Origin of the sequence: Paenibacillus rhizolycopersici (assembly GCF_014947195.2) — a bacterium.
Lineage (GTDB): Bacteria > Bacillota > Bacilli > Paenibacillales > Paenibacillaceae > Fontibacillus > Fontibacillus rhizolycopersici.
The window spans coordinates 291,500-318,466 of sequence record NZ_JADCNN020000003.1; the positions used below are offsets into that span (position 1 = coordinate 291,500).

At 54.4% G+C, this 26,967-nt stretch carries 29 protein-coding genes; all 29 read right to left on the reverse strand.

Annotation, left to right across the window (positions count from 1 at the left end):
* Positions 1 to 11: 11 nt before the first annotated feature.
* The 29 genes from IM700_RS05120 to IM700_RS05255 all read right to left on the reverse strand — a co-directional run bounded on the left by IM700_RS05120 (position 12) and on the right by IM700_RS05255 (position 26,964).
* Positions 12 to 887 (reverse strand): ABC transporter permease subunit, encoded by an 876-nt coding sequence (locus tag IM700_RS05120; protein ID WP_193416472.1) that lies wholly within the window; start codon positions 885 to 887, stop codon positions 12 to 14.
* 146 nt (positions 888 to 1,033) lie between these two features.
* Positions 1,034 to 2,359: an extracellular solute-binding protein gene (locus IM700_RS05125; protein WP_193416473.1), complete on the reverse strand. Its 1,326-nt coding sequence runs from the start codon at positions 2,357 to 2,359 to the stop codon at positions 1,034 to 1,036.
* 328 nt (positions 2,360 to 2,687) lie between these two features.
* Complete coding sequence (locus IM700_RS05130) at positions 2,688 to 3,707, reverse strand: glycoside hydrolase family 130 protein (RefSeq protein ID WP_155605719.1); 1,020 nt, start codon at positions 3,705 to 3,707, stop codon at positions 2,688 to 2,690.
* A gap of 431 nt (positions 3,708 to 4,138) precedes the next feature.
* Entirely contained in the window at positions 4,139 to 4,852 is a 714-nt protein-coding gene (locus IM700_RS05135; RefSeq protein ID WP_193416474.1) for a GntR family transcriptional regulator, read from the reverse strand.
* A gap of 10 nt (positions 4,853 to 4,862) precedes the next feature.
* Entirely contained in the window at positions 4,863 to 5,882 is a 1,020-nt protein-coding gene (locus tag IM700_RS05140; RefSeq protein ID WP_193416475.1) for a sugar kinase, read from the reverse strand.
* Complete coding sequence (dagF, locus tag IM700_RS05145) at positions 5,875 to 6,630, reverse strand: 2-dehydro-3-deoxy-phosphogluconate aldolase (protein WP_193416476.1); 756 nt, start codon at positions 6,628 to 6,630, stop codon at positions 5,875 to 5,877. Before dagF ends, IM700_RS05140 begins: the two co-directional genes overlap by 8 nt.
* Position 6,631: 1 nt before the next feature.
* Positions 6,632 to 7,735 (reverse strand): DgaE family pyridoxal phosphate-dependent ammonia lyase, encoded by a 1,104-nt coding sequence (locus tag IM700_RS05150; RefSeq protein ID WP_193416477.1) that lies wholly within the window; start codon positions 7,733 to 7,735, stop codon positions 6,632 to 6,634.
* Complete coding sequence (locus IM700_RS05155; protein WP_193416478.1) at positions 7,701 to 8,813, reverse strand: amidohydrolase/deacetylase family metallohydrolase; 1,113 nt, start codon at positions 8,811 to 8,813, stop codon at positions 7,701 to 7,703. Before IM700_RS05155 ends, IM700_RS05150 begins: the two co-directional genes overlap by 35 nt.
* Before the next feature lie 84 nt (positions 8,814 to 8,897).
* The gene (locus IM700_RS05160) at positions 8,898 to 10,487 is read right to left on the reverse strand and encodes a DUF4127 family protein (RefSeq protein WP_193416479.1); all 1,590 of its coding nucleotides are present in this window, start codon (positions 10,485 to 10,487) and stop codon (positions 8,898 to 8,900) included.
* A gap of 179 nt (positions 10,488 to 10,666) precedes the next feature.
* A complete protein-coding gene (locus IM700_RS05165; protein WP_193416584.1) occupies positions 10,667 to 10,879 on the reverse strand; it encodes a hypothetical protein in 213 nt (70 codons plus the stop codon).
* A gap of 102 nt (positions 10,880 to 10,981) precedes the next feature.
* Entirely contained in the window at positions 10,982 to 11,260 is a 279-nt protein-coding gene (locus IM700_RS05170) for a holin (RefSeq protein ID WP_193416480.1), read from the reverse strand.
* Positions 11,261 to 11,274: 14 nt separating this feature from the next.
* Positions 11,275 to 12,207, reverse strand: coding sequence for a peptidoglycan recognition protein family protein (locus IM700_RS05175; RefSeq protein ID WP_239483603.1), 933 nt, complete (start codon positions 12,205 to 12,207; stop codon positions 11,275 to 11,277).
* 321 nt (positions 12,208 to 12,528) lie between these two features.
* A complete protein-coding gene (locus IM700_RS05180; RefSeq protein WP_193416482.1) occupies positions 12,529 to 12,816 on the reverse strand; it encodes a hypothetical protein in 288 nt (95 codons plus the stop codon).
* An 85-nt stretch (positions 12,817 to 12,901) separates the two neighbouring features.
* Positions 12,902 to 13,033: a hypothetical protein gene (locus IM700_RS23355; RefSeq protein ID WP_272491408.1), complete on the reverse strand. Its 132-nt coding sequence runs from the start codon at positions 13,031 to 13,033 to the stop codon at positions 12,902 to 12,904.
* 35 nt (positions 13,034 to 13,068) lie between these two features.
* A complete protein-coding gene (locus IM700_RS05185) occupies positions 13,069 to 13,257 on the reverse strand; it encodes a hypothetical protein (protein ID WP_193416483.1) in 189 nt (62 codons plus the stop codon).
* Positions 13,257 to 16,577, reverse strand: coding sequence for a tail fiber protein (locus IM700_RS05190; RefSeq protein WP_193416484.1), 3,321 nt, complete (start codon positions 16,575 to 16,577; stop codon positions 13,257 to 13,259). Before IM700_RS05190 ends, IM700_RS05185 begins: the two co-directional genes overlap by 1 nt.
* Positions 16,567 to 17,106 carry a YmfQ family protein gene (locus tag IM700_RS05195; protein ID WP_193416585.1) on the reverse strand — a complete coding sequence of 180 codons (540 nt, stop codon included), beginning with the start codon at positions 17,104 to 17,106 and terminating at the stop codon, positions 16,567 to 16,569. The genes IM700_RS05190 and IM700_RS05195 overlap by 11 nt, the downstream gene beginning before the upstream one ends.
* A 103-nt stretch (positions 17,107 to 17,209) precedes the next feature.
* Positions 17,210 to 18,328 (reverse strand): baseplate J/gp47 family protein, encoded by a 1,119-nt coding sequence (locus IM700_RS05200; RefSeq protein ID WP_193416485.1) that lies wholly within the window; start codon positions 18,326 to 18,328, stop codon positions 17,210 to 17,212.
* Positions 18,328 to 18,789: a DUF2634 domain-containing protein gene (locus tag IM700_RS05205; RefSeq protein WP_193416486.1), complete on the reverse strand. Its 462-nt coding sequence runs from the start codon at positions 18,787 to 18,789 to the stop codon at positions 18,328 to 18,330. Before IM700_RS05205 ends, IM700_RS05200 begins: the two co-directional genes overlap by 1 nt.
* The gene (locus IM700_RS05210; RefSeq protein WP_193416487.1) at positions 18,782 to 19,183 is read right to left on the reverse strand and encodes a hypothetical protein; all 402 of its coding nucleotides are present in this window, start codon (positions 19,181 to 19,183) and stop codon (positions 18,782 to 18,784) included. Before IM700_RS05210 ends, IM700_RS05205 begins: the two co-directional genes overlap by 8 nt.
* The gene (locus IM700_RS05215) at positions 19,173 to 20,171 is read right to left on the reverse strand and encodes an XkdQ/YqbQ family protein (protein ID WP_193416488.1); all 999 of its coding nucleotides are present in this window, start codon (positions 20,169 to 20,171) and stop codon (positions 19,173 to 19,175) included. The genes IM700_RS05210 and IM700_RS05215 overlap by 11 nt, the downstream gene beginning before the upstream one ends.
* On the reverse strand, positions 20,168 to 20,809 hold the full coding sequence (locus tag IM700_RS05220) for a LysM peptidoglycan-binding domain-containing protein (protein WP_193416489.1): 642 nt from the start codon (positions 20,807 to 20,809) through the stop codon (positions 20,168 to 20,170). The genes IM700_RS05215 and IM700_RS05220 overlap by 4 nt, the downstream gene beginning before the upstream one ends.
* Positions 20,810 to 20,828: 19 nt before the next feature.
* On the reverse strand, positions 20,829 to 22,427 hold the full coding sequence (locus tag IM700_RS05225) for a hypothetical protein (RefSeq protein ID WP_193416490.1): 1,599 nt from the start codon (positions 22,425 to 22,427) through the stop codon (positions 20,829 to 20,831).
* A gap of 305 nt (positions 22,428 to 22,732) precedes the next feature.
* Complete coding sequence (locus IM700_RS05230; RefSeq protein ID WP_193416491.1) at positions 22,733 to 23,215, reverse strand: phage tail assembly chaperone; 483 nt, start codon at positions 23,213 to 23,215, stop codon at positions 22,733 to 22,735.
* 254 nt (positions 23,216 to 23,469) lie between these two features.
* Entirely contained in the window at positions 23,470 to 23,886 is a 417-nt protein-coding gene (locus IM700_RS05235; RefSeq protein ID WP_193416492.1) for a phage tail tube protein, read from the reverse strand.
* 30 nt (positions 23,887 to 23,916) lie between these two features.
* On the reverse strand, positions 23,917 to 25,374 hold the full coding sequence (locus tag IM700_RS05240) for a phage tail sheath family protein (protein ID WP_193416493.1): 1,458 nt from the start codon (positions 25,372 to 25,374) through the stop codon (positions 23,917 to 23,919).
* Between the two features lie 3 nt (positions 25,375 to 25,377).
* Positions 25,378 to 25,602 carry a YqzN/YkzM domain-containing protein gene (locus tag IM700_RS05245; RefSeq protein WP_193416494.1) on the reverse strand — a complete coding sequence of 75 codons (225 nt, stop codon included), beginning with the start codon at positions 25,600 to 25,602 and terminating at the stop codon, positions 25,378 to 25,380.
* Positions 25,603 to 25,608: 6 nt separating this feature from the next.
* A complete protein-coding gene (locus tag IM700_RS05250; RefSeq protein ID WP_336244882.1) occupies positions 25,609 to 26,202 on the reverse strand; it encodes a hypothetical protein in 594 nt (197 codons plus the stop codon).
* A 270-nt stretch (positions 26,203 to 26,472) separates the two neighbouring features.
* Complete coding sequence (locus tag IM700_RS05255; protein ID WP_193416496.1) at positions 26,473 to 26,964, reverse strand: ArpU family phage packaging/lysis transcriptional regulator; 492 nt, start codon at positions 26,962 to 26,964, stop codon at positions 26,473 to 26,475.
* Positions 26,965 to 26,967 lie beyond the last annotated feature (3 nt).

Below are 26,967 nucleotides of genomic sequence, written 5' to 3' on the forward strand. Positions count from 1 at the left end.
ATCCTCCTTCCTTAAGCTTCTTTTTCTCGGCCCAGTCGATTCACCAGGGAGATGACGATCAAGCTGAACAGCAGAATCAGGATCGACACGGCACTGCCGTATCCGTAACGCATGTTCATGAAGGCGCTGTTGTACATGTGAATCGTCATGACCTCGGTTTGATGCGCCGGACCGCCGCCCGTCAGGATCTGAATCAGGTCGAAGACGCGGAAGGAGTTACTGATACTGTAGACGACCCCAACCATAAGCGTGCTGCGAATCATCGGAATCGTAATGCGAAAGGTGCGTTTGAGCCCGGTGGCTCCATCCAGTTCGGCTGCTTCGTTCACCTCGTCGGGGATGTTCTGCAGCGCGGCCAGGAAAATCACCATGTACAGTCCGCAGTTCTGCCAGATGTACGCAATGCTGATCGACAGCATCGACCACCGGTCGTCGCCGAGCCAATTTTGCTTCCAGCCGTCTAGGCCGATGATGCTCAGCAGATTGTTCAGCATCCCGTACTCCGTGTTATAAACCATGCCCCAGATCAGGGACACCATGACGGATGATATCACGACCGGCATGAAGCCAACCGTCCGGAAAAATCCGGAGCCTTTGAGCCCGCGGTTGAGCAGAAGCGCAAGCAATAGACCAAGCGGAATTTGGCCGATCAAGCCGGTCACCATGATGATGACGTTATTTTTGACGGATAGCCAGAAGGTGTCATCGCCCAGGATCTTCACGAAATTATCAAGGCCGACGAACTTCATCGAACCGATGCCGTTCCAATTCATCACCGAATAGTACAGAGACATTCCGATCGGAACGATGGCAATGCCCAGATAGATGATTAACGCCGGAAACAACCCGATAAAAATCGCCAGTTTCGTGCCTCGTAACGTTTGCACCAGAGGTTCCCTCCTTTTCCTTTATGTCGAATCTAGGTTCAAGCCCGATGAATGAAGAAAACCCGGGATTCGGGTTTTCTTTCACGCATCGATTTTGAAAGACGTAAGCGCAAGTTTGATCGCGAATTTAGAATGCCTACTCTTCGTTAATTGCTGCTATAGTTCTCCATGGCTTCCTGAACTTCCTTAGCCAGCTCTTCTGGGGTGCCGCGGCCCACGGTCAAGGCTTGCAATCCGTTTTGCAGGACATCCACCACTTGCGTAGGAATAACGCTATCGAATACCGGGGCTGTACCGCCACCTGTCAGCGATAGCATTTCTTTCAGATATGGGCTGGCGTCTTCGGGAATTTCTACCTTAGCGGGCACGACTACCCCGTTGCGGATCAACTCTTTATACAGATCTTCGCTCACGAAAAACTTCAAGAACTCCTCGGCAGCCGCTTTTTTCTTCTCGTCGAGCCCGTTCTTGATAGCGATGCCGTATTGCACGATCCCGGCGCTCTTCTTCGGATCGCCTTTGCCGCCTTCTACGCTTGGGAACAGAGCGATGCCGAATTTATCTCCCTCTTCGTTGTTAATCCGTACTCGTCCATCGACGGTTGCGGAGGAAATATGCATGGCCGCCTTCCCTTGGATGAAGTAGTCCTGGCCTTGAACGGAGTCCATGTTGTTGGCGTCCGTATTGAAGGCACCCAGCTTCGTCAGTTCATCGATGACCGAAAGCGCCTTGACGAACTCGGGGTCGGTGAACTTCGCTTTGCCTTCAAGTACGGCCGGAAGGAAATCGCTTCCGGTGAACCGGTCGCCGATGATGGAAATGTAAGACGATTGCAGCGGCCATTGCTCTTTATTGCCGAGCGAAATCGGGGTAATCCCCGCCGCTTTCAGCTTCTTCACTGCATCGATGAATTTATCGTAGGTGTCGGGGAATTGATCGTAACCCACTTGAGCGAACATCTCTTTGTTGTAATAAATGATGTCTACGAAGTTTTGCTTGGTCGGTACCGCATATTGCTGTCCGTCCACGTTAAATCCGGCTAACGCGGCTTCCGGCAGAATGGAGCCCCAGTTGTCCATCAGATCGTTGATCGGCTGAAGCAAATTACCGGCAACAAGCGGCGACAAATCCGCCCCTGGCCATACGACGTTGATATCGGACAGGTTGTTGGCGGCCGCTAACGTGCGCAGCTTGGTTTTGTATTGGGCGGATGGTACGCCGTCTTGCTTAATTACGATGTTCGGGTGCTGCTTTTCGAACTCGGCGATCCGCGCTTTGTAGACTTCGTTGTCCACGTTCGGGGAAGTCCAAGGATGCATCATGTTTAAGGTAATCGTCTCCGCTTCGCCTGCGCCGCCGGAGTTGTTGTTGCCGCCCGACGCGTTTTCGTTACCGCATGCCGCCGTGAACAGTGCCAGCACCGCAACCAAACCGAGCAGTACCGCTTTTTTGCCTCTGTGTTTTTTGCCCATAGTCAACCCTCTTCTCTTGTTTTTTGGATCCAGTCCTTAAACATAACAGGAAATGATCACTTTCGTTTCCTTTCCTGTTATATTACCTATTATAAAAGCTGCATCGATTCGACTATATCCTATAAATCTTCGATTATATCCGAAATATCTAGCTGGTTTTGATGTTTTTTATGCCGCTTTCAGAAAACAATGTTATATAACATAACATTTATAAATTCTTTTCACTAACCGGTGCTTTTTCCCTTTTCAACCTCTTTCAGTAAGCGGTTGCAAAAATCGCTCTTGGAATAACCGCTTGATGCGGTCATTCCAATGGAAGCATTAGCAGTTAGGCCTGTGGATCATTCAGGATATAATCGACGAGTTCCTCGACCGGCACAGTCGCCAGCGCGATCGCCGTATCGGTCACCCCGTAGTAAATGTAAAGCAGTCCGTCTTTAACGACGTTCCCTGTCGGGAAAACCACGTTTGGAATCTGATACCCGAATTTTTCGTAATACGTTTCCGGTTCCATGATGAAGTTTTGGGTGCGGGCGATGACCTTCTCCGGGTTCTCCAGATCCAGCAGCATGGCGCCGACGCGGTAGACCACCTCGTCGTCCACACCGTGATACAACACGAGCCACCCGCGATCCGTCCGTACCGGTGGTGTCGAACCGCCGATTTTACGCGACTCCCACGCCATGTTTTCCGCTTTCGCCAGCAGCTTCGGCTCCTCCCAGTGGATCAGATCCTCCGAATAGGTGATCCACATCGCTGCTTTTTCCGTCCCGTACGCTTCGCCCACATATTCCTCCGGCCGGCGTAACAACACGAACTTGCCGTTAATTTTCTCCGGAAACAGGATGTTATCCCGATCGTTGATCTCCAGCGGGGTCGTGTCGGCCACGAACTCCCAATCGATCAGGTTCTTAGAGGCGAGGATCGACGAACGCGTCAGCCAATGGCCTTCCTGTTCGCCCCAACCGTCCGGGTACTCGGGGATCGAACGCTCCGGGACCCCTCGGCCTGTCGGGTAATAGCTCATCGCACACGGACGAAGCGCATAATTCAGGTAAAACGTATCGTCAATTTTCACGATCCGTGGATCTTGCACGCTGCCATACGGGAAGCCGAGCATGTCCGGCGTAACGATCGGCTCGTCCTTCACATGGGTGAAATGCACGCCGTCTTCGCTTTCCAGAAGGCCCAGGTAGTTTTTGCACGGCGTCAGCGATCCTGCCGTCCGTTCAATCATATAGAACTTACCGTTATCCATGATCACCGCCGGATTGAATACGGTTACTTTTCTCCATTCGAAACCTCCCGGTACCACGATCGGATTTTCCGGATGCCTCGTTATCTTCATCTGTGCTCCTCCTCATGAAACCCTTTGTAAGTGCTTTAATGCTATTATAGCTTTGGCTATCCGGCGGAAATATCCCATAAACTTTCGAAAACATCTGAATAATTCGGATCGTTTGGTGCGAACCGGATCCGATAGGACCCAGGGCCGAATTAAGGAAAAAGACACCCTGCTGAACCGATCGAAGCTTCCTTTGTACTCGGTATTTCGCATATATTTAGTCGCTAACGCCACAAAGTTCGGATTCTATTCGAAATATCATCTATAATCGCGACTTTTCACTCACCGGGACTTCAATCTGTATGAAATTTCACATATATTCCGCGAAAATCACCGGGCACGGCGAATTATACTCGGTTTTTCGCATAAAAACCCCAGATCATTGCGCAATCAGGGCAACGATCTGGGGCCTAGAGTTCATTCGACCAGCCGCGTTACGCGTCATAATCGACGATGTAAGCCTGCTGCTCCGTATTGTAGTAGCCGACGCTGTATTCGGCCAAGCTTCCCTGAACATCCCGCGAATAGCGCGACCGCTTCAATACGGGCACCCCGTCGGTTAACCGCAGGAACCGCTTCGCCTCGCCCGGCGGAAGGGTCACCGCAAATTCGTCCCGGAGCTTGTCCAGCGACACGCCCCACTCCTCCAGAACTTCGTAAAGCGAATGATCGCGGAAATCGTCGAGATCCGGTTCTTTCCGAGGAGTCTTCACGTAATGCTCGTAAAAAATATAAGGCTGGCCATCGAGATAATACGCGCGTTCCAGCTTCAAGCAACGCTCCCCGAACATCCCGTGGAGCTCAGAGCCCGCGTCGTTCCGCACCGTTTCAACACGGAGCCACTCCTTGCGGATTTGATGGTTCTCCTCCACCAGAATCTCCGTGAAGTGCTTCCACTTGGACCACTTGGAGGCCGCCTTATTGCGGATCACTTTGGTGCCTTTGCCGCTGCCCTTCTCCAGGTAACCTTCCTGGACGAGCTCCTGAATCGCGCCGCGGACGGTAATTTTACTGACGGCGAATTCCTGCTCCAGTTGAGGCTCGGAAGGGATATTCGATCCGAGCGGGTAAACGCCATATAAGATGCGATCCTTCAGGATATTTTTGATTTGCAAATATAACGGTCGATCTTTACGGGACAAATTCATGGCCCTCTTCCTACCTTTCCACATCACCGGCGGCGGATTGCTCCATCGCCCGGAGGATCTCCGCCTCCGTCGCCATCGGGGTATCGCCCGGCACGGTATGCGCCAGCATGCCCGCCGCCGCCGCGAACCGGACGGTTCGCTCCGGGGCGAAGCCCTCTAGCTCGCCGTGGATAATCCCGCTCGCAAAAGCGTCTCCCGCCCCTATTCTATCATAGACGGAAAAGGTCAGCCGATCAGAGTAAACGAGCCGCTCCCCCTTGTAGAGAAATCCGCGCAGCGAATGGGAATTATCGCCGTGGATCTGGCGATGCGTTCCGGCAATCGCGGAAATGCCGTAGCTTTCCGCCACGACCGGAATCAGCTCTGCCAGTTGATCCTCCCGTTCCTGCAGGGCCGTGATCATCCCCAGGGTAAGCATCGCGTCCTGTTCGTTCATCATCACGACGTCTGCTAGCCGCAGCATCGTTTCGTAATGCGGTTTAGCTTTGGCATACCCGCCTTCCCCCCAAAGGGACGGGCGGTAATTGCAGTCGAAAATCACCTTGCCCCCCTGCCGCTTGACCGCTTCGGCGAACGATTTCATGTGCGCCCGCACGCCGTCGTTCATCGCCAGCGTAATCCCGCAGAAATGGACCGCATCGATCCCGGCGGCGATTTCCGCGAAATCGTAGGTTCCTTCAGGCGCGGTGTTAAAGCTGCTGTCCAACCGGTTCGAGTATGTCACGCGACTAGGCCGCACGCCAAAGCCGTTCTCCAAGAAGTACATGCCAACGTACTTGCCTCCTCGCAGGACGCGCGAGGTATCGATACCCAGTTTGCGCAGGTAGGCGGAAGCGGCGCCTCCAAGCGGATTGTCCGGCAACCGCGTAACCAGCGAACCGGCTTGCCCGTAACGGGACAAGGCCGATGCGACGTTGACGCCGGTGCCCGAAAAGGAATATTTCAACGTATCGCCCTGCGCCAACGTTTCGTAACCCGGCACCTGCAGGCGCATCATGACTTCGCCGAAGGCTGCTATGCGTTTAGGCATAAGCATCCGCCAGCTTTTTCATGACTTTGGTCAGCAGCAGCACATCTTCGGTGCGGGTGTTGCCGGTCGCTTTGTCGATGATGGACGTATACACATGCGGAATTACCTGCGGAACGCCGGCTTCCAAGGCAATGCGCAGGATTGCTTCGAAATTGTCCAGGTCAATGCCGCCTGTCGGTTCCAGTGCAAAATCCGCCTTGGCACAGGCGGCCGCCACGGCGCGAAGCTCCTCTTCACGACTGAGCCCCTGCATCGGGAAGTATTTGAGCGCATTGCCGCCCATATCGCGCACCAGGGCGATCGCCGCTTCGACCGGAACGATCGCCTGGTTCTCCTGGGCGGCGCTGATTGGGCCAGTGGAAATGTTCACGTAACCCGTTTGCCCCGTCGGTGAAACTAAGCTATTAATCCAGCTGTCTTGCGTGCCGAGGTTTGCCCGGGTCGCCCCAACGGCCGGGAACACCTGGTTGATGTGGCTGCCGGGATAATGCTTGGCGATTTCCGCAACGACCGCCGCCTGGCGGTTATCGCCGGCGCCCAGGCCGATCGACACTGCATCGTCGATCTCCCGGCCGTACGCTTTCATCGCCGTGACGGCTTCCTGGACAGTGGAGTAGTCTTTAGATAATACCCCGACGAGAACGTAGCCCTCTGCGGCTTCAAACACTTCCTTGGCGTTCGGAATGTCTTTGGCCAATACATTGAGAGCTACCCGTTTTTTATAAAATCGTTTTGCAATCTGCGACATCTTAACGTCCTCCTGCCAATTCGCGTATTTTTTCGGCAATCATCTGGATATCGTCCCCCATCAGCGGGCGCGGATCGATATCGAAAAACCCTTGTCTGACGCCGTAATCCCGGGTATAAATCGCAATATCTCCGGTTTGCAGCGCATGAACCATTTCCTTCGCGTTAATGCCGGCCTGCTGCGGATCAACCTGCACCCGTGCCCGGTAAATCGCCCGTCCGGCTTCGTCCTGCACGATCGAAACCCGGATTCCCGGGAGATCGCTAAGCGGCATTAGCGTCTGCAAAGCCGCCTTTTCCCGCTCGCTGTGGTCAGGCTTGACGGCGTACTCATCCAGGGCCTGCAGCAGGCCGAAGGATGTTTCCTTGCCGACCTTCATGCTCCGTCCAATGCCGTGCAACTGCACCTTCACCCATTCGATATAGGTACGTTTCCCGGCGACGATTCCGGAGGTCGGGCCTTCGATCGCCTTGGATCCGCTATAAATCGCCAAATCGGAGAACTTCACGTACTTTTGCAGATCCTCTTCCGCGGCCGCGTCCACGATCATCGGCACGTGGTTCCGTTTCGCCACCTCCCACGCTTCTTCGACGGAGATCATGTTCTTCTGCACCGCATGATGCGATTTCACGTAGAGGATCGCCGCCGTTTTCTCGCCGATCGCGTCTTCGAAATGTTCCGCCCGTCCTTCGTTGGCATAGCCCACTTCCACCAATTTGCCGCCTCCGAGGTAAACCATCGTTTCCACCGGAGCGCCGTATTGCACGTTGTGGCCCTTCAGGATAAGGATTTCGTTACGGGCAATCTCGTCCTGATGCAAACGCAAGCTCTTGCGCCGGTCGCCTTGTGTCACGATCGCCGCTACCGACAAGGCGATGCCGCTTGACGCCGAGTTCACGATCACTGCCGCCTCCGAACCGACGTGCTTGGCGACATAGTCCCCCGCCTTATCGACCAGATCGGCGATTTCGACGTAGCTCTGGCCACCCCGCTTCATCGCCTCCATCACGGTATCGCTCGGCGCGGATACGCCGAGGATGCTCATCCGCCCGCTGGCGTTGATGACGCGCTTAAGCCCGTACTTCGCATTCAATGAACTTTCCATGGATGATCACTCCTTTTGCTTCAATATGGCGGTTCGAGACACGCCGTTCTCCTTCCGAATCGATCAGCGCCGCAGGTGTTTCCTTGACGGCAAACAAGGTTAAATTGGCCGGGTCCCCGACCTGAATGCGGCCGAGCTCCGGCCTTCCCAGCCACTGCGCGGCGCGAGAGGTCACCGCCGAGATGACTTCTTCAAGCGAATAACCGAGATAAAGGAATTTGCTTAGCACGTTCGCCATGCTGTACACCGGACCGTTCAGCCGGTTGCCCCGGTAGATGTCGGTACTGATCGTATCCGGATTGATGCCGTTCCGTTTTGCCGCCTCGGCGACCCGGAAGGAGAAGCTCGCCGTGCCGTGGCCCACGTCGAGATGCACGCCCCGGCCGATAGCTTCAATCAAAATCGGGAGCGGTTCGCCCGATGCATCGAACAGATTGTTCGCTTTGCCGTTGAGATAATGGGTAATGATATCTTTTCGCTGCAGCAGCGGAATCACCTCCCGGATATCGGGCGGCGCCGAACCGATATGCACCATCAGCGGCAGTCCCGTCTCGAGCGACAGCTCGCGCGCGATGCGCAGCGGCTCCACGCCGTTCTCCCGGACCACGCTTTGACTGATCCTCGCTTTCAGGCCGACGATGGAGTCGCTGTAATCCGAGATCGCTTCTTTGACCCGATCGCGGTCGATCCAGGCCAATTCGGACAGTTCGTCGACGCGTTTCAACCCGATCCGCGAGATGTTCAAGAACGCCAGCAGGTTGGTTGCTGACGCTTTGCCGTTCGCCACCAGATCGCCGATCCGGTCCGCGCCGCAGCTGCCGGCGTCCACGATCGTCGTGACACCCTGCTTCACGCCGATCTCATCGATTTCGTCGCCGTACGGGTCGAATTCCGGAAAAGCGTGGACATGCATATCGATCCAGCCGCTGGATACGTAAAGGGAGGATGCATCCCATTCTTGATCGCCGCGAGCCTGGCCGGCTCCGGTCATCTCGGCGATTTTTCCGTCCTCGATCACGATGTCGATCTCTTCCCCGTTCACTCGCTTCAGATGATGGAGAACCACTTTTTCCTTCACTTTGCTCGCCTCTTTTTATAGATCGTTGTCATGCTTACGATTGGGTTTAGCATAACACGGAAAATTCCTCTTGAGAATATAACGTTATAATGTTTGTTTGCGAAGCGCGTCGAATCCTTCGATCGTCAGCTCGAAACCCACCTCAAACATGCGTCTCCACGGAAAATGCAGCCCGCTTAGCCGAATCAGGCCTTCCTTCTCCTTAATTCCCGCAAAATAGTGCGCCGCCGCCTGGTTCATTTTGTCCGCTAGAATCGCCTCAGCCTGCTCCAAGCAATGCGCCAGCACATAGTAGCTCGCGTTCAGCCGGGGAAGATCGTTCGCCAGCATGTCTTGCCGCACCAGCGATTGATACAGGAAGTCTTCCGCCAGACGGTGGTAATAAAAGACGCGGCTCGCCTCATATGCCTTTGCCAATTCGCCTTGCGCCCATCGATTGGCGTAGTACGAAGCGATCACCAGGTGGGCAACCACCGTCCCCAGCGTGTTCCCGGAGGTATTCCAGCCGGCGTAGGCCGTTAATTGATCCAACAGCCCTTGCTGCTGCAGCAGGTTCATCAGCACCGGATCGCCGCCGTTGCAGGTCGCCACGTCCCCCAGTGCAACCATCTTCCCTTTACGCAAGTAGGCCCCCATTGCTTCGGCAAACTCCCGGTAATGGATTTCCGAAAAGTAGGTGCGATGCCGTTCCTGGAACGGGATTTGCTCGGCCATCCCCGCCTGGTCGACCGCCGGCGAGTGGACGAGGAGCACTAAATCCGTCTCTGCGGAATGGTCGGCTAGGACCGCTCCCGACGCCGTAATATGCGATTTGACGCTTTCGTTTAGGCTGCGATCTTCGTATTTCGGTTTGATCCGCGGACCCTGGGTTGAAGAATAACGCACAAAAATCTCCGGCTTGTACTGTTTCAATTCCCCAAAAATGCGGGCAAACATTGTGCAGCCTACCTCGTCTGCCCCGGGGTAGATCAAGACCTTATCCAGCACGTTCAACGCTTCCACGCGGCAAACCATCATTTGCTGTTCCGCCCGGGAGAAGCCGTATTGGGAATTGTCGTCCAACGGGACAACCAGATGGTCGATCACGCCTTCGCGGACCAGGGTCAATGCGTGCTGGTTTACTTGTTGGTTGACGGCACGCCGCTCCAAAAAATCGCCTAAATCGGCCTTCGGGATGAACCGCGTGACCTCTTCCAGTTCTCGTTGTTCCGCCGGGGTCAATACCTCCTGCTCCGCTTTGTCCGTCAGGTAACTGTATTTGAAAATTTGCCCGCCGTGAAATTTGTAATAATCCGGCTCTTCTTCGTCTTTGTTATTGTTTGGCACGCGCATAATTAAGTTAAAGGCGTGAATCTTGATGCCGGGGTAATGCCGTTTGACCTCCCCTAATACCGCCAACCGCCGCAAGCACTCCTCCAGAGATAAATGATGCAGCCGGGATGGCACGATCCCCCCGTAAACGAGCAGATCGATCGATACGAGCACATAATCCGCTCCTTCCGCGGCCTCGATCATCCATTCCCGAATCGCATTCGTATCTGCCGGGCGTTTCTTGTCCCCGAGCATCGAACGGTCCGGAACAACGAGCGTTACGTCCGTCATCCGCGCCAGCTGCCTGGGAAACCCCTCGTTGCACGGCCTTTCGTCCAGCGGCACATAAACCACTTTAGCCATATTGCCACTCCTTCCCGTTAGCCTGATTCCCATCGAAAAACAGCGTATAGCTCATCGTACGCCTAATGTAATCTTAGCTTTCCGGGAGTCCGGGAAATATCCCACGGATTTACGATAATATCCGAAAAATGCAAAAAGGGCCGTTCGCCAAGGCGAAACGGCCCAAAACAAGGGAAGGCTCAGGAGGCATGATGCCGTCCTTTTGCCACAGGAATACAAGCCAAAATATTCTCCATTCGAAAAGCCCGAGGCGCGTTAGAAGCCAGGCAGGTTGCCCGAACTATACCCTCACGCACATCGTGCACCTCGATCCGCCGCTGGGTGATCTTGCCCTCGCGGTCGACGTAGATGATTTCTACCGTCCGGCCGATGTATTTTTCCACCCGAATCATCTCCAAATAAGAACGTTTGTTTGTATTATATGCAAACATATGTTCTTTATTCAACTGGAAAATGAAACAGGCGGGTATTGTATTAAGGCAACAGACGTTACCTCACTTCTCCTTCGTCTTCCCTTGACGATTGTTCCCAAGCTCGAACAGTCCGGTGGCTGACAAACCGGCTAAACCGCCCGCCCACAGCCGCAACACTAATTCCATTTCCGTAAAAGGGTAAGCCGCGGCTCCGACCAATACGCCGATGACGACCCCGATGAAAGGGATCAGGTTTTTCGGCAGGTTGATGGTCGTTTTGACGAGTTGGACCAAAGCTAAGACGAATACGGACAAAACCGAGGCAAAGGCCAACACATTGGTTAAAATCTCGTTTTGCATGACTTCCCTCCTTGTTATTGTTCCGGGATGCCCGCGGCCCGGCGCAGATAATTCGCCAGGTTGTTAAAATGCTTCGCCCGTGCCGAATTCCCTTCGTCCCGCGCCTTAAACCAAGCCGGCGACAGCCATCGGAAAATGATCTCCTGGGCATTGCTTTTCGGCAGCGGGATCAGCGGACCGGGTGAGGATGAGGAGGCCAGCGGAATCCCCGAAGCCACCCGAAGATTGTTTGCCAGATTGTGAAAATGCGTCATTCCGACCTGGTCGCCCTTGGCTTGCGAGGCGAACCAAGCCGGAGAGACATAGTTGTCGATCAAGGACTGCGCGATGGTTGCGGGCAGCGGCGCAAATGACGTACTCGAATTTGGAGTTGGCCTAGGCGTTCGCATCACGTTGAGTTCGGTCGAGATATCGTCCAGTAACTGGTTCAGCGTTTTCCTGCCCGTGGCCAGAGCCTCATCAGGATCCTGTCTGCGCGCCGGATCCAATTGCCGGTGGGACGGGATAAAGACATAAGGATTTTTGTTCCATATGCTGCAGCAATAGGCCATATACCAAACATACCGCTTGTACGCTTCCGTAAAGTTTATGCGCCCGCCGTAGCAAAATTCCACCCCGATCGCCGCATCGTTGGCATCATAGCCAAACAAATCATTGTCGGTCGTGACGTCGTACAGCACGTGCCAGGCTTTTTCCGCCGGTTCGGGACCGGTGCCGGTCGGTATGATTTCAAGAATCTTCGTATCGTCGATAAATACATGGGCCGAGGCGGAGCGATTCGTTTGCGAGTTAAAATAGGCATAGTGATTGTCCGCCGTTGCTCCCGGATTTCCCGAGTCATGGGCCACAAAAAACTCCGGCGTTCCGGTCGATAACCTCGTCCCAGGCCTTACGTTCGGCCGGATCGCGACGTACCGCCTTTCAATTCGGTATTTTTGTGTATCCATAAGCGTTTTCACCCCTTCCATTCATACTATTCCGTACGGGTGCCGGTTCGCCTGTGCGCTTGTTTGTCCGATTCCAGGAGACAGGAGAATAAAAGAAAAGAGCCTGCGATAGATAGCAGACTCCTGGTATAATTTGTTTACTTACCTGAATAAACGAAAATAACCCGCCCAGGTTAGCGCCAAGGTGCGGGTTATTCTCTACAGTCTTATCTTGGAGGTTTCCCACCCAAGTGTTGTACCGGGGAGGCTGTGGCGCAGCCTCCTTGTTTCTATTGTTATCTTAGCATACTCTGCCATATACCTCAATCATTCACAGGGCGTTTATTCCTCCAGCCGATCGATCCGCTTATGGGCTTGTTTAGCCGATTCCTCGACGCGCGTCAGTCGCTCGGAGAACGCTTCAAATCGCTGGCCTTGCAGCTTTTGTTCGATTTTCATGTCATCAACGCCCCGCTTGATGTATTCTACATCCGCCCGCTGCACGGCCTCCGCCTCGGCCGACTCCTCTGCCTCCCGTTTCGCCGCCTTCGCGCGCCCCGCCCACCCCAACGCAACCCCGCTCACCGCCGCCAGCACGGAGGTCACCGCAGTGATTATCGTAATGTCCATAATTACACCTTCTTTCGGGGAAAATGAAGAGCCCTCGGGGGACCGAGGGCATAAAAAATACGCCTTGCGGCGCTTTGTGGCAGGCTTATTCATCAATCAAAAACCCGAGCCCACTATCTGTCAGAATTTTTATTACTTCTGGTTGCAGCGTCACTGGGACTTCGTTGTACTTGGTTTTACCCAAAATGACCCGTTGCGCGAAAAACATAGCTACCACGACCTCACCTCCCTTCATGTGGGATAAAGGTGAATCTATTGATACACTTGAGTTGCGATTTCTGCTATAACGTCCTCGATAAAGTCCGCCCGATCGGAGAGCGCCTTGTTCTGAGCTTTAAGCAGCTGATTTTCTTCTACAAGCGCGGCGATCTTTTCCTCCGGCGTCTTCTCCGTCGGTTTGATCGTCACTACTTTGCCCGTAACCTCGTCCTTAAACCGCATTACGCAACCCCTCCTAGAATCCGGGTAATTTTTAAGTCTGTGGCCGTGTCTGCCCTTGTCATGACTAATTTACATTCCGCCGGGCCTGATTCATCCAGCGCGATTGTATATTGATCTTCTCCGGCTGTCGAAGTCTTGTCCATCGTCTCCCCATTAATGCGGGCGGCAAGGCTTACGCCTTCGTCACGCTGTACCCACAGAACTACCTCGTCGGTGTCTTTCAGCTTAAATCGGACGTCGCTTTCCGTTAGGGGAGTTTCGTATTCCGTCGTTTTCGTCCACGCCCCGGAAAAATACACTCCGTTAGTATCGTAATAAGCTAATGGAGGTAACTCCCATGTCATTGTAAAGTCTACTTGGGTAACAGGCACTGACTTCGACGCGGTAGTTGCTTGAGAAATTATCTGCTCACTGTTCCAGCCGACTCCGGGCGTGTGTGCCCTCATTCTAATGTCTGTTGACGCGTCGTTTACATCATTTCCAGAATAAAATAGATACGTCTTTCCGGTTTTATCCATGGATAGAGATGGGTTCATTCTGGAATATGTGTTCCCGGTTGTCATTTGCGCTGTAGTCCATGACGCTCCGCCATTAGTGGACGTGGCAATCCAAATATTCCACGCCGATAGTTCGCTTGTATTTCTCCCTTGCCATGCTACGGTTATTTGTCCGTTAGCTAGCCCGTTTATGCTCTGGGGGATGAATACGGCGCATGTATATGCTTGGTCCTGTCCTGCGCCCGGTGTGGGGCTATATACCGTCATGTTTCCCCATCCGCTATTCATGGCCACACCTGATTGGGAAGTACCTGAAAACGCCTTGCTTATTGCGATAACGAAATATTGAGTTGAACTTGTCGTAGCCGTTGCCAGAATAACAGCGGTACCGTCTTGTCTAAGTACAACCGAGGGATACCTCGCCGATAAGTAAGCCCCAACCATTGTTGTTGCGTTCTCCACGGCACTCCACGAAATGTTATTGCTTGTGTCAATGGTGCCCTTTACATACCTAATATTCGCCTGTCCACCACTTGTACTAACGAAATCGTAGGCCGCATGTAGTTCTGTACCCGCGCTATTTATAGCTAAACTTACATATCCGGCTTGGACTAAAGACGAATCAAGTGCGGCCTGTGTGAAGCCTCCATCAACTACATTGAAACGGAACCACGAAAGCTGGCTTGTATTATACGAAACAATCCCAAATAGATAGTTCCCTTTTGCGACGACGGAGTATGAGCTGACAGAAGGGAAACTATAACTGTTTTCCATGCTCCATGTTTTCCCTTCGTCTGTTGACTTGTAGAATCTAAGTCCGTTACTGCCGTATCTTGTCGTCAATACAAGCCAGCCATTCGGGAGACGAACAAGGGACTTATTTCCAGTTTCTAGGTAGTTTAACCTATCCGCTACAACTGTATCATTGTTTTCAAAACTATGTTCTCCAACAACCCTAAAGCTTCCAAACTTCAACGCCTTATTAACAGCATCCACAACGGCTGTAGTACGGGCGATAACGGCCCCAGTTTTGTAGTGCTTGGTGAGTGGATTAAAAGTCAATTTCGTCGCCGCCCCTATTTCTTTCCAAGAACCATAGAACGAAACCGCGTCCCCGTCAGCAAGCCCAATTGTGCGATAAATGAACGGGGGAACAACAAACTCCATTGAAATATCGTTTAAAGTTTGTGGATAATAGTGCTGTGCGGTGCCAGTTACTGGCACATAGTAGCTTTCAACAACTGTAGTCTCCGCTCCCCATGACCCCCCTGCGTTTTTTACCATGCAAATGTCATATGAATTGTCCGAACCTGCCTCTCCGATGCTCCGGGAGAGAACATAAATAACGCCGTTCTTGTCTGCAGTAATGCTCGGGTATGTTTTTGGTTTAGAGCTGACCGGGGATATTCTTTCCGGCGTTGACCATGTATTTCCTCCGTCGTCGGAGTAGGAAACGAATATGGATCCAGTTGTTATCGTTGCAGTTGTCCCCCACCAAGTACACCATATCCGGCCGTTTGAAAGACCGTTTACGCTACTAGGAACAAAAACAACGGACGGAGCATATTGCATATAGGTAGTTGACCCCGTATTATAAGGCGCGCTTTTACCGGTCCAACCTCCCCCGCTTTTTATGAAGGCAAAAATGCCCTTTACTGCCGAACTCCCGGAACCGGAATAAACTATCACCGGGCTTCCATTTGCATTTAACGCAATGCACGGTGCTATATTATCGACGTTTGTCGCATTACTTGTCGTTACCGTCTCCACGGTTCCCGCTGTAAGCGTCCCGGCGCTTACGTTTACAGGGCATTTCATGTACTTGATGTTATCGCTGTTTGATGCCGACGCCGTTTTTCCGTGCCAAGCTAAGTGTAGCGTGCTATCAGCCGGATTAAAATCGGCGCTAACAGTCGTCCCTAGAGATGTAGCGTCCCCGGTAAACTGGATTTCACCACCCTGCGCCATAGAACCGTTTTCGTCCATTATGATAACTCTTAAAGTGGTTCCATTTGCCGCGTAGAATATAACGAATCTTTCTCCTAGCGATACAAGTGTGACGTCTTGAACTGTTGCCGTAGCCCACAACGAAGCCCACGTATTGCCATCGTCTGCGGATTTTACGATATAACATCCAGTTGCGTATTTACCTGTGGAAATTAGCACCCCATTATTTAAGCGAATAAGCTTCCTGCCTCCGTCTGTGGACAAACCGCTAATTCCGGATTTCACCACCGCATTCTCCGTTGTTTTTGTAACAAAGTTCTGCGTTGTAGCGACCTCGTTTACGGTCGTACGCTCCATGTTCACATCATCGTATACCGTAACCTCCATGCCAGCCGCAAGCGTTCCGATAGTATCAACGGTAATTTCGGTTTGGCCCACTTCCAGGGCTGTAGGGCTTATAAGCTTAGTTGTATCAATCTCCATGCCAAAGCTATCTGCAAAGTTGGAACCGAACGTAAAGCCGTCTGTTACCCGCTTAGATGCCTCCAGCTGCATGTTCAGGTTTGCGACGTCGCGGCTTAACTTGAAGATACTGCCGCGAGCGTCGTCTGCAGCTGCTTTTACCGCCTTTGGTGTAGCTGCGCGATCTTCTGCATCGCTGTTTATAGCGTTGGAGAGCTGCGTAATCCCTGGCTGCTCCAGGGTCGCTACCGGAATGTCTATCTCGATTTGCTCCACCTGTTGGCGAATACTCCCCACGGCCGCATCGATCTTATCCCAGTTATCGTTGAGCATCGTTTGAACATTAAAGGTTTCGTTCCCGTCGGTCACAGGGTCTTTCTTGAGCAAATTGAGATTCGGTGTGTTAGTTGCCAACCGGATCACCTCCTGCAAATTGGTTTAATGGGATTTGTTCCAGTTCATGGAGCGTCAAAACTCCGTGAACATCACGAATCAACATGTAATTAAACTCAAACTCTACTTTCAAATGCGCCGGCTTCAACTCCTCGATGGCCGCCTTCAAATCATCCAGGTTCGGCGGAATACCCACGGTATCCACGAACTTCACCGTAAAACTCCACTCCCCCGGCTGAAAAGAAACCTCCACCCTCCCCCGGTCATACGCCTCCGCCACACTCTTTACCAACCGCCCCGAAAACTTCCCGCTGCCGCGCAGCTTAGATTCGACGACGGCACGGCGCTGATCCAGCGGCTTCCTTGAGTCGGTCGCGATGCCCAGCTCGCTCTCCCAGCGATCAAGGCCCCAAGTGGCCGTGCGCACAAAGAACTGCTGCAGCGTCTCATCCAACGCCGCGAAGAGCAGGTCCATCTCCGTCCCTTTTGCGTTCATATCCGCCTGCATGATCCGGGAAGTTTCGTAGTACCCGGGGAGGTAGGAGAACATTTCGCGCCCTCTAGGGCTGGTCAGTAAAGAAACGTTAGAGCTTGCCAGTAAAGGATCCCCCCCATTGGCAAGCAAAGTTTCACTCGTCCGCCTCAGCATCGGTTCACTCATGTACATCCACCGTCCCTAACACGGCAACCTGCCCCGTATAGATCTCCAGATTGGTATCCGCGTTGCCGTTCACCGTCAACTCGGAGTAGTCGATAATAGGCGGAATGTCCAGCAGGATCGCGGCAATCCGCGTAAACCGTACTAGCGGGTCGGCAAAAGCAAGCTGCTTCAAATACGCGCGCACACCATCCTCAATTTTCTTTTTCACCTCGGTCATGGTTACGCCGCTGGCGAGCGTCAGCTTCACGCGAATCTCGATCGGCACTTCCTCGGCAGCCATCACCGTGACGACCGGCCCCGCCGGTGCCGCGCCTTCGCCTTGTCCGTCCCGAGTCGGATCGATATAGGCCTGCGCCGCTGCAACAATCTCCCCGTTGGCCGCCCGCTTGTCGGCATCCAATAAATAGATGCCAACCGTCCCCGGACCATGCCACAACGGCTCCACCTGGGCTCCGCCCACGCCCGGCACCTCTCCGGCCCACTTCAAATATTGCGCCTTGTTCCCGCTCGTCCCCTGATTGCGCACCTGCGAGAAAAAACGCTCCAACAGCAGCTCATCCGACTCGATATCGGCACCGCCCCGCGTGGCCTCCGGGTTCGTAACGGCAGTCACGCCGCTGACCGGCGTAGCCATCACCTGAATCACGCCTGCCGGCACAACCCCCGCCCGGCCTGGAACCAGCGCCCGGATCGGGGCCGTCCCCTCGCCGCGCTCATCCAACGTCACGGCCGACGTCGTTTTGTATTCCATCGACGCCTCCGCCGAATACTCATCCGCCGGCGTCGCCACCACGGTCCCCGCAGGCACCGTCCTTCCCGGCTCCCCGGTAAACCGAACCTCGCCGGTCGCCGCCACGGCCGGCCGCCGCGTTACTCCATGCTCCGCCGCCCGGAGATCGAGATACTCCCCGTACGTCGTGCTCGCGAACCCGCGCGCCAACAGCTGCTGCGCCCAAGCCGCCGCCTCCGACAGCATGAAGGCCGCCGGCGCCTCCGCGTCCCAAATAAAAGAACCCTCGGATTTATCGATATCCGAAGGTACCCGGTCCAGCATTCGCTGCATAATCCGCGCTTCCGTCTGATCCTGCAAATAAAGCGGCAACTCCGCCATCACGTCACGCTCCCTTCCACCAGTAACTCATCCTCCCTGATGTTTTTGACCCTGCACGCAAATCGACACCCGTCCTCCCGCCAATCAAATACAAACCCGTCCACGCTCAACGTTCGCGTGTCCACCATTAGCGTTTCCGTCGCGATCCGCCGGATCTCGCTTTCCTGAACGGCCCGGCTATAGCCTTGGCCGATCAACTCCTCGAACTCCTGGCCGTACGCACGGGAGTAGATCAAGTGCCGATACCTTGGCGTGCGGATCGCTTTTTCACACCACATTTTCCAGGCAGCGATTTCATCGGCAAGGGCGATTTTTCCCGTCGGCGTCATCACGAACTCCCCGGCATCAAAATCAAACCGCCAGCTCCGGCCAAACGCGACCGTATCCCCCACCGATTCCTGCCCGTCCAGTCCCGCAGCCAGCCAAGAATCCCCTACCGCTTCCGGAAAAAGATTAGCCATTCCCGCTCACCACCCTGCACAACACGATCGCGTCATTCCCGCCGTTCAGCGGCAACGCCAGCACGCGATCTCCGGGCTGATATTTTAGGGTTAACACCGTTTCTTTGGTCTCCGAAGGCTCAAACGTAAACTCCCCTTGGCCCTCCACGTTGCCTCCGCCGCTGTCCCTCAGCCCGCGAACGCTGCCGACCAGCTTCAACTCCGGCAGCTTCAGCATCCCCGGAAACTCCGCAACCAAGTACTCTTGGATTTCATGCTTGAAACTGTCCAGCTTCAATCCCGAGCCCGTCACGGTCCCGAGCTCTGCCGTCGCACCGGTTAACGCTTCGGCCGCTTTTTTTGCAGCATTTTCCCGAAGCGAAACGGCCAACGCCGAATAAGGATCAATGGTCAAGATAATACCTCCTCTTTACGTCGTCCAACGTCGCGAGCTCCAGCGTCATATGTCCGAGATCTCCCAACTCATGCGATACGGAAGTCACGATCAGGTTCAGCCCGTTAAAATGGACCTTATCCCCCGCTCGAATCGTGTTCAGATCCACGCAAGTCACGGTGTAACTCTGGCCTTGGCCTGTCAGCATCGATTCCGCGAATTTCTTGGCAGCACCGGCGGTTTTGACGTTTTCGTCCTGCAAGATCCGTTGAAGCACGCCATACTTGGCGGTCTCCCCGCTCGCCACGGCCAGCACTTTGGAAGGAGCGCTATCCCCCTTGTCCTCGGTCCCGATGACCTTAACTCGCGTCACTGTACCCTCCAGCGTACGGTTTTGCGTTGCTTCTTCCAACTGCTCCAGCTTCCAGACCACGTTATTGCTGCCGATTTTGAACAAGGTGAGTCCAGCAGGCGTCATCCGTGGGACGTACATGTCCCCACCGGCTTTCACCGTCTCCTTGAGATCGGACATCATCATGTTGTAGAGCGTTTGCGGTCGATAGACAGCTTTTTTCAGCTTGGTTTTCGTATCCGGTACCTTATCAAGCGGAATACCCCAGTCCGCCGCGTATTTCCTTAGCCGCTGGGCAGCTGTTCCCCCTGCCGGAAACAGATACTCATCCTCCGATTTCGCCAAATAAATCGTCCGGTCATACACCGTCACTGTCATGTGCTTCGTCTGCTTCAGCGTACTGGAGCAATCCCACACCACGCCGGGATGCAGCAACGGAATCATCTTACCCCCAGCGGCAATGCCGCTGCCCATACCGTCATACGGCACGCCGCTGATCCGGATCTCCTGTCCCGGTTCAATCCCCGGAAAAGAATCCGGAAGCTTCAGTCCGATCACGCCTTGATAAGAAATTTGATCGAGAGAATCCTTTAACGAAATACTCTCAACCAATTCCCGCAAGTAGTATTTGTTTTGCAGCACCACTTCGTAACTCACTGCGGCATCACCAGCTTTTGACCAGGCTTGATTCGGTTCGGGTCTTTACCGATCGTTTTTTGGTTGGTGCTGTAGATCTGCTGCCATTTCGAGCTGTCGCCAAGCTCCAGCTTCGCGATTTTGGACAATGTGTCGCCGGATTTGACGACGTAGGTTTTCGCCGGTTTCTTCGTGTCCGGCCGGGCGGATTTGGCAGTTGAAGCTCCCCCACCGGTAGCCGCATTGGTGTGCACCTTCATCTCCCGCCAAGTCCGGGCAGTCAGGTCGAAGTACACGTCCCCCGGTTCCCCGCCTCGAAACGTGCTGTTGTGTGTTGCAATCGTGACAAGCACGTTTACGGCCGTATCGGTAATGATCAATCGCACCGGCGACTTGCTGTTCATCATGGTCGTAAGCCGGTTCATCGCCTCCTGCGGATCGGGGAGCGCTTGATAGTTGCAATAACCCGGATCATATACCGCCGGAAAAAAAGAAGAGAAGGCGATTTCCTTCACCTTCTCTCCAGCCGGAAAGTCATATTCCCCCAGCGATACGATATTCACCGTCTCCAAGCCTTTGCCGCGGGAGATCGTGATCTCCTCCGGATTGACGGGAAACACGAAATTTTGACCCGCACCGTCGATCAAGTGAATCTCCATAGAGTCCTCCTCCCCTCCGCTATTTCAGATTTTGCATGGCGAATCGTACTTCGTTGGCGATTTTCCAGCCGGCGGCCTTAGCAAGTTCATCGTAATTAATCTCGTCCTTGTTCACGGTAAGGCTTAGCGCACCTTGGGATAAGGAAACGTTGACCTGAGGAGAAACTGAAGATTTATTCTGCGCATCGTCCTTCGGACGGTTTACATTCCCCGCGTATGGATTTATTCCAGCCAAGCTCGGAGCCAACTGCGGAACCGAAGATAAGCCCAGAGTGTTCCCCATTGGCAAAGGTGACGACTTCGGAGTTACTTTCTTGTCGGCTTTCTCTTTTTTCTTAGAAAAAAGGTTATACATAAATCCACCCAATTTATCTCCAATAAAGTCACCGCCCATCGCGCCTAACGTTGCTCCGATCGCTGTACCCGCTCCGGGAATGATCGAACCGACGGCTCCACCAACAAAACCGCCGATCGAAGAAGCCACCGCGGAGGTGGTCGCTTTCACGCGATCCTTATTATTTTTAGCCGATGCAATCGCAGTTGCGTCCGACAGTAATCCTAACGGTCCCGGAAGCTTAATGCCCTTGCCAATCTTCCCGATCAGTCCACCGGCTTTGCCTAATAAATTCGCTCCGAGCTTATCAACCGTGCCTGCCCCCTTGGTGATCAACTCCGGTACACCACCGCCGCCTAGCATATCTATTCCTGTATTCAGGAGCAATCCCACACCGATTTTTTTTAATGAACCTTTGATGGCGCGGCCAGAACTTGGTTTAGGCAAATCAACACGAGGGAGCGCTGTATTCTTGGGTAAATTGAGTGTACCGCGTCTATTGGGTCTAGATCCCCTAGCAGCACGCCCCTTTCCTTTCCTCCCGGATCCGGTTCCACCAATATATCCGCCGCCTGAACCACAGTTACAATTGCAGGTAACTTCGCATTTACACTCGACTTTCTTGTCCTTTTCAATCGAGAATAATTTATCAACCAGTTCCTTAGTACCTTCTTTAGCGTAATCCTTTGACACATCCTTTCGGACGTTTTTCGTGAATCCGAAAAAGGACTCGGCCGTTTTCTCCAAAGGTCCTTTTTTCTTAGGCTGCGTGGACAAGGGATTATCGGTCTTAGCCAATCCTTTACTTTCAGGTGCGAGTAGAGAACTAGCTACCTTCCCCGTAAAACCCAGCGCTTCTCCAATCGCCGAGGATATTCGCTTGAGCGTGCTTTTCCCCTCGGAGCTGACCCATCCGGCAAAAGAGTCGCCGACCACAGCCTCCCAATCTACACCCGCAGCAGTAAGTTGCCATGGGGCCGCGGCAAGCGCAGCGAGGGAATCTTGAAGCTTCAGTGCAGTAGCCGAGACACGATCGCTCAGTTGCACCACAGGCTTCGCTGTCGTTCGTTGCAGACGAGTTAGCGCTTCCTCCGCCTTTCGGGCGCCGGTCGTCAAGCGGTCGTCCAGGGCGAGGATAGGCTTGATGCGGGTTTTCCCCAGCAGCGCCACACGGCGTTGAGTTTGTTGCAGCAGCTTGTCCAGACTGCGAAGCTTTTTCGCTGTTCGATCAACGTCACGGTCGTCGGTCTCGATATCAAGGATGTCATTGTCATCTCTAGCCATAGTCGTCGTACCTCCTTTCTCTCTGTTTCGAGCGAGCTATAATCCTATCCCGAAAAAAAACAGGATTTCCTACCGTCCAGGTCATCGCCCCTACGCCTATCATGACGGCAGAATAACGGTACTTTTTACAGTTAATCTCTCAACCCGCCAAACGGGTGGAACACCTCACAACATCTCCAACTCCCGTTCCGAAAAAGCCCGCAGCAACAGGCGTTCTCCCTTCGGGAGCGACCAGTATTCCCCGGGGCGAAGATGATGCCGCGTCCACATATGGAACAACAGCGTCGTCATGCCGCCGGAGCTGATTAGTTTTTTACGTCTTCGATGTCGACGCCGAACCCGGAAATCTCCAGCACTTTATCACCAACGGCGTCGAGCTCCCCGGCCAGCAGCAGACGGCGGACGGCCTCTTCACCGCCGGACAGCTTCAACCGGCTGGTCAACCGCTCGTCGCCCCAGCCGCTTAGTTTCACGCTTTGCGTCTCCGCGCCGTGATCACCGCCTTCGGCTTTTTTCACCACTTCCAGCATCGAAGTAGCTTCCTTGATCAACGCCGCATTAAACAGCTCGCTGTCGATTTTCTCGCTCACCTGACCTTTGGTCGTCTTGCGCACGGTGCAGCGTTCGCGGATCGCGTCCACTTTGCTGGACGTCAACCCGCGCAGCGTCACTCGCAGTCCCAAGCGTCCGATAAATACGGCTTCCTCCGGCAAATTTGCCACCGTTTCGAAAAGCCCGTCCAAAATTTCCTGTTCACGAGCCGGATCTATGGATGTATATTCACTCATACTAGTTACCTCCTCCTTATAACGATTTTGTTCGAGCAATAGCGGTACAAAAGGGCGTTATTCCGTCTCAAATCAGGCGTTCTACCACAGCTATAAAAGAAAAATAGAGCCAAAAATGTCCGCTATTTCATTCACTAAGCGCAAATAAACGGAAATAACGCCCAATATGTCCGCTAAATGAAAGTAGACCCGGTCAGGAGCGGGACGTCACCCTAAACGTAGCTACGCTGCCCCCGCCGTAGGGCCACTTTCACTCATGAGGCCACAATTGGATCCAGCAGCTCGTACGATTCGAACGTAAACGGCGTTTCCTCCGTCACCTCTTCGCCGGCGGTCCAGTTGGCCAGCACGATTTTGTCGACCATGCAGTTGTTCAACTGGATTCGTTCGAAACCGTATGCTTCCGGATCGTCAAGTTTATGAATGATCGAAAATTTCTGAAAGCCACGCGCGATCATATCGGACGTGATCTTGTAGCCGCTCATCGTGCCGGTGCCTTTTTTGCGCCCCAGCTTGTACACCGTATAATCGGTGCCCACGAGGTTTAACTCCTTCTTCTCCGCCTCAACGCTCGCCTCCAGGTGGTTCAGGTTCGACTGCCATACCCCTTCGATAAAAATCTGGCCAAACGTCCCCATCATCACGCGGCCGGGATCAAGAAATTGTGCCATCGGTTAGCTCCTCCTCAAACATGAAATAGTTTATTGCACGTAAAACGTGCCGAAAATTTGCTCCATTACATCCGTATCGTCCGCCGTCCAAGCCAAGAAGACCTGATCGTCCTCAGGCGTAAATTGCGGTGCACTGCCATAAAAACGAGGATCCAGCGTCACATCGAACCCGCTTGCCTCGATCACGTTCTCGGCGGCCAACGTCTGCAAGTATTGCTTCCCGGCGCCGATCAGCGCTAAGCGGCCTTCCTCGGTGTTGTTCACCTTGCCGATATAGGCATCCTCGGCGGTCCGCTGCAGATCCGCATTGATTTGGTCCATGACGCGAATCTTGCGGATCTTCTTCCAGCCCACGTTCTGCCCCTCGCGAGGCGAAACGAGGCTGTTCACGCCGCGCAGCACCTTCACCCGGCGGCCGTCGTGCACGAGCAGGAACACTCCGCCCTGCACCGCCTGCTCCTGCTCGGAGCGGGTCCAGCGCCGCGTGACGTCGTCGAACGGCGCGGCCGCGTAGGTCGCCGACGCCTTCAGCGGCTGGCCGGCGATCAGGCCCGCGACCCAGGCGGCCACCTGCGCGGACGAATACGCCCGGCCGTTCAGCGCCGCGCCGGTGCCGACGTTGACGACGCCTTCGTGATCGATGGCGGCGCTGCGCGCCACCGCTTTACCGACGGCGTCGGCAGCAGTATCGTCGGCAGCGGATCCGCCCAGCACGGCGATGACGCCTTTGCCTTCCCCGCGGACGCGCTTCACCCAAGCGGCGACGCTGGTCCGCAAAGCCGCGTCCGACACGCCGTCAAGCGTGAGCACATGGAAGTCCTGCGTCTCGAACGCGGACAAAGCCGTAGCGTATTCGGCGTTCGTGATGCCCGCGATGCCGCTGTCCCCGCCGGTCAGGGCCGCTCCGGTTACGTCAGCCAACGCGCCGCCCTCCAGCGCTTCGGCAACGATCCAGACATTGGCCGGATCGCCGTTGATAGCTGCGGCCGCCTGCACGGCAGAACCGTCTCCCAGCGGGAATGTGCGCAGCAGCGCCGTACCCTCATACAGCTTCAATTCCTTGCTGCCGGGAAGCGTCAAGCTGGGCCCGACCGACATCATGAAGCCGTTTCCTCGCTTGCCGGGATATTTCGCCTTCACCCGCAGCGCCGCGGCGTTCGACGTATCCTGAAGCGTTAACGACGCCTCCGTTGCGGAACTCCCGGCCAGCCGGTAAGCCAGCAGTTTCTTGGTCCCCCCCAACAAAGCGAGGTACAGCGTACTATACGCCGTCGCTCCATCCGATTCTTCCGCCCCGAACAACTCCCGGATCGCCGCCTCATTTCCGACTTCCACGAATTGTCCGACCGGTCCCCAATGGGCCTTCACCGGAGCGACAACGATACCGCGCGCCCCCGCCTGGATCGCGTTCCCTGCCGCGCTGACGAAATTCATGTAAAGCCCGGGCAACACCGGTTGATCCGTTACATTCCATGTTCCTCCTGCCATAACTTACAGCACCTTCTTCCTTAGAAATTGATCGACGAGCCGTTTGGCTTCGTCAATTTGAAGTAACTTACGTTCCCTTCCCAACATCGCCCCGGCCAGAATTTCCGGTTTGACTCCCAACACCGCCTCCGAGAAGACCAACAGTTCCTCCATTCGGTAACCCGCGGAACTGATCGCCGCAACTAAAGCCGATGCAGCTTCACTCCCCTTGGATTTCTTTCCTGCCACGTCTGATCACCTCATTGTCGATTGATAAAAAACGGATTGCATCAACGGCGCTTCCGCTATCGATTTTGACATGCGCCGGATCAACGTGACGGTAAGCGGCCCCTGTGCCGACGTACTCTCCGCCGTTCCCTCCGGCTGCACACTCATCTTCGGATCGGCAATTCGCAAATACCGTTTGGCCGTAGGGTCCAATGGGATTTTCACCGCCGTTCCCAGCGCTTCCAGCAGCCGCAGCACCGCAGAATGCTCTTGCTCCGCGTCTTCCGCTAGAAGAAAAGCCGTCATCCGCTTTTGAACCTCATAAGACGTCGGGCCCAACGGCCGCACGTCCATGCCGATCATCCGCCACATCACGGCCGGAGCGGCTACGTCCGGCGGCCACGTCCCGCAGTAAGCTTTCCACTCGGGTCCTAGCGCCGACAACGACCAATGGGCTAATTCCGTCATCCAAGGATCGCTTCTGATCGGCGCCGATTCCGGAATCAAAGTCATTTCGTCTTCTGCAATGGCAATCACCTCCTTTCCAGCATGGAATCGCCATGCATACAGCGCGGCAAACTGCAAAACTGTTTTGTTCCCTCCAACCGCCCCCAGATGCACCCCTGGCAACGCGCCGGCTGCACCCATTCGGGTTCAAATGAATATGGTGGCGAAATCTTTTTGCTTCGCATCGTCCCCCCTCCTTTCCAAAGCAAAAAACCGCCGGAACGTCAGCGGTTTTCATCGGTCGATTCGGTTTCTCCATCCCTTTCTCTTCCACGCTACCAATGTAACATGGGCAAAACCAAACGAACGGCCAAGTGACGGACACCCGCCGGACAGCTATCGGACAGCTCCATTTCCTTATAGACGCGCAAAAAAAGCCGGCTATCAGCCGACCCCATGCTTTGCCATATGCAATTCTTCTTCCTGGTAAACCTCCAGCCTCATCGCCGCCGCCAGAAGGCGAATCGCGCTGGCTTTGATGCGGCGATACGTCCGATCGCTGATGCCCATCTCGCCGCAACTGATGAAATCGTATTCGGCTTTCTGATCCAAATAACTCCGCCGAATGACTTCTCGCTGCTCTTCCGACAACCTCTCCATGGCGAGGTCCAGCAGCTCCGATTTGCGAACCAGCTCCGCTTCCTTATCCACGTTCCCGATCGCAAGTCGTTCCGTCGGTTGGCTTACTGCATGGGTAGCTCCATGGTATCGTGGCTCATAGCCTGCGGTGATGAACGCTTCCTTGCGAATCCAACCGACCTGCCGGTACCGCCTGACTTCCTCCAACCGCTTCTCCACCGCAGCCCGGGTTGCTGCTTCGTCCACCGGCATAGAATCGAATAAAGCATGGTACACATGAATGCGTCTTCTCCCCATCTT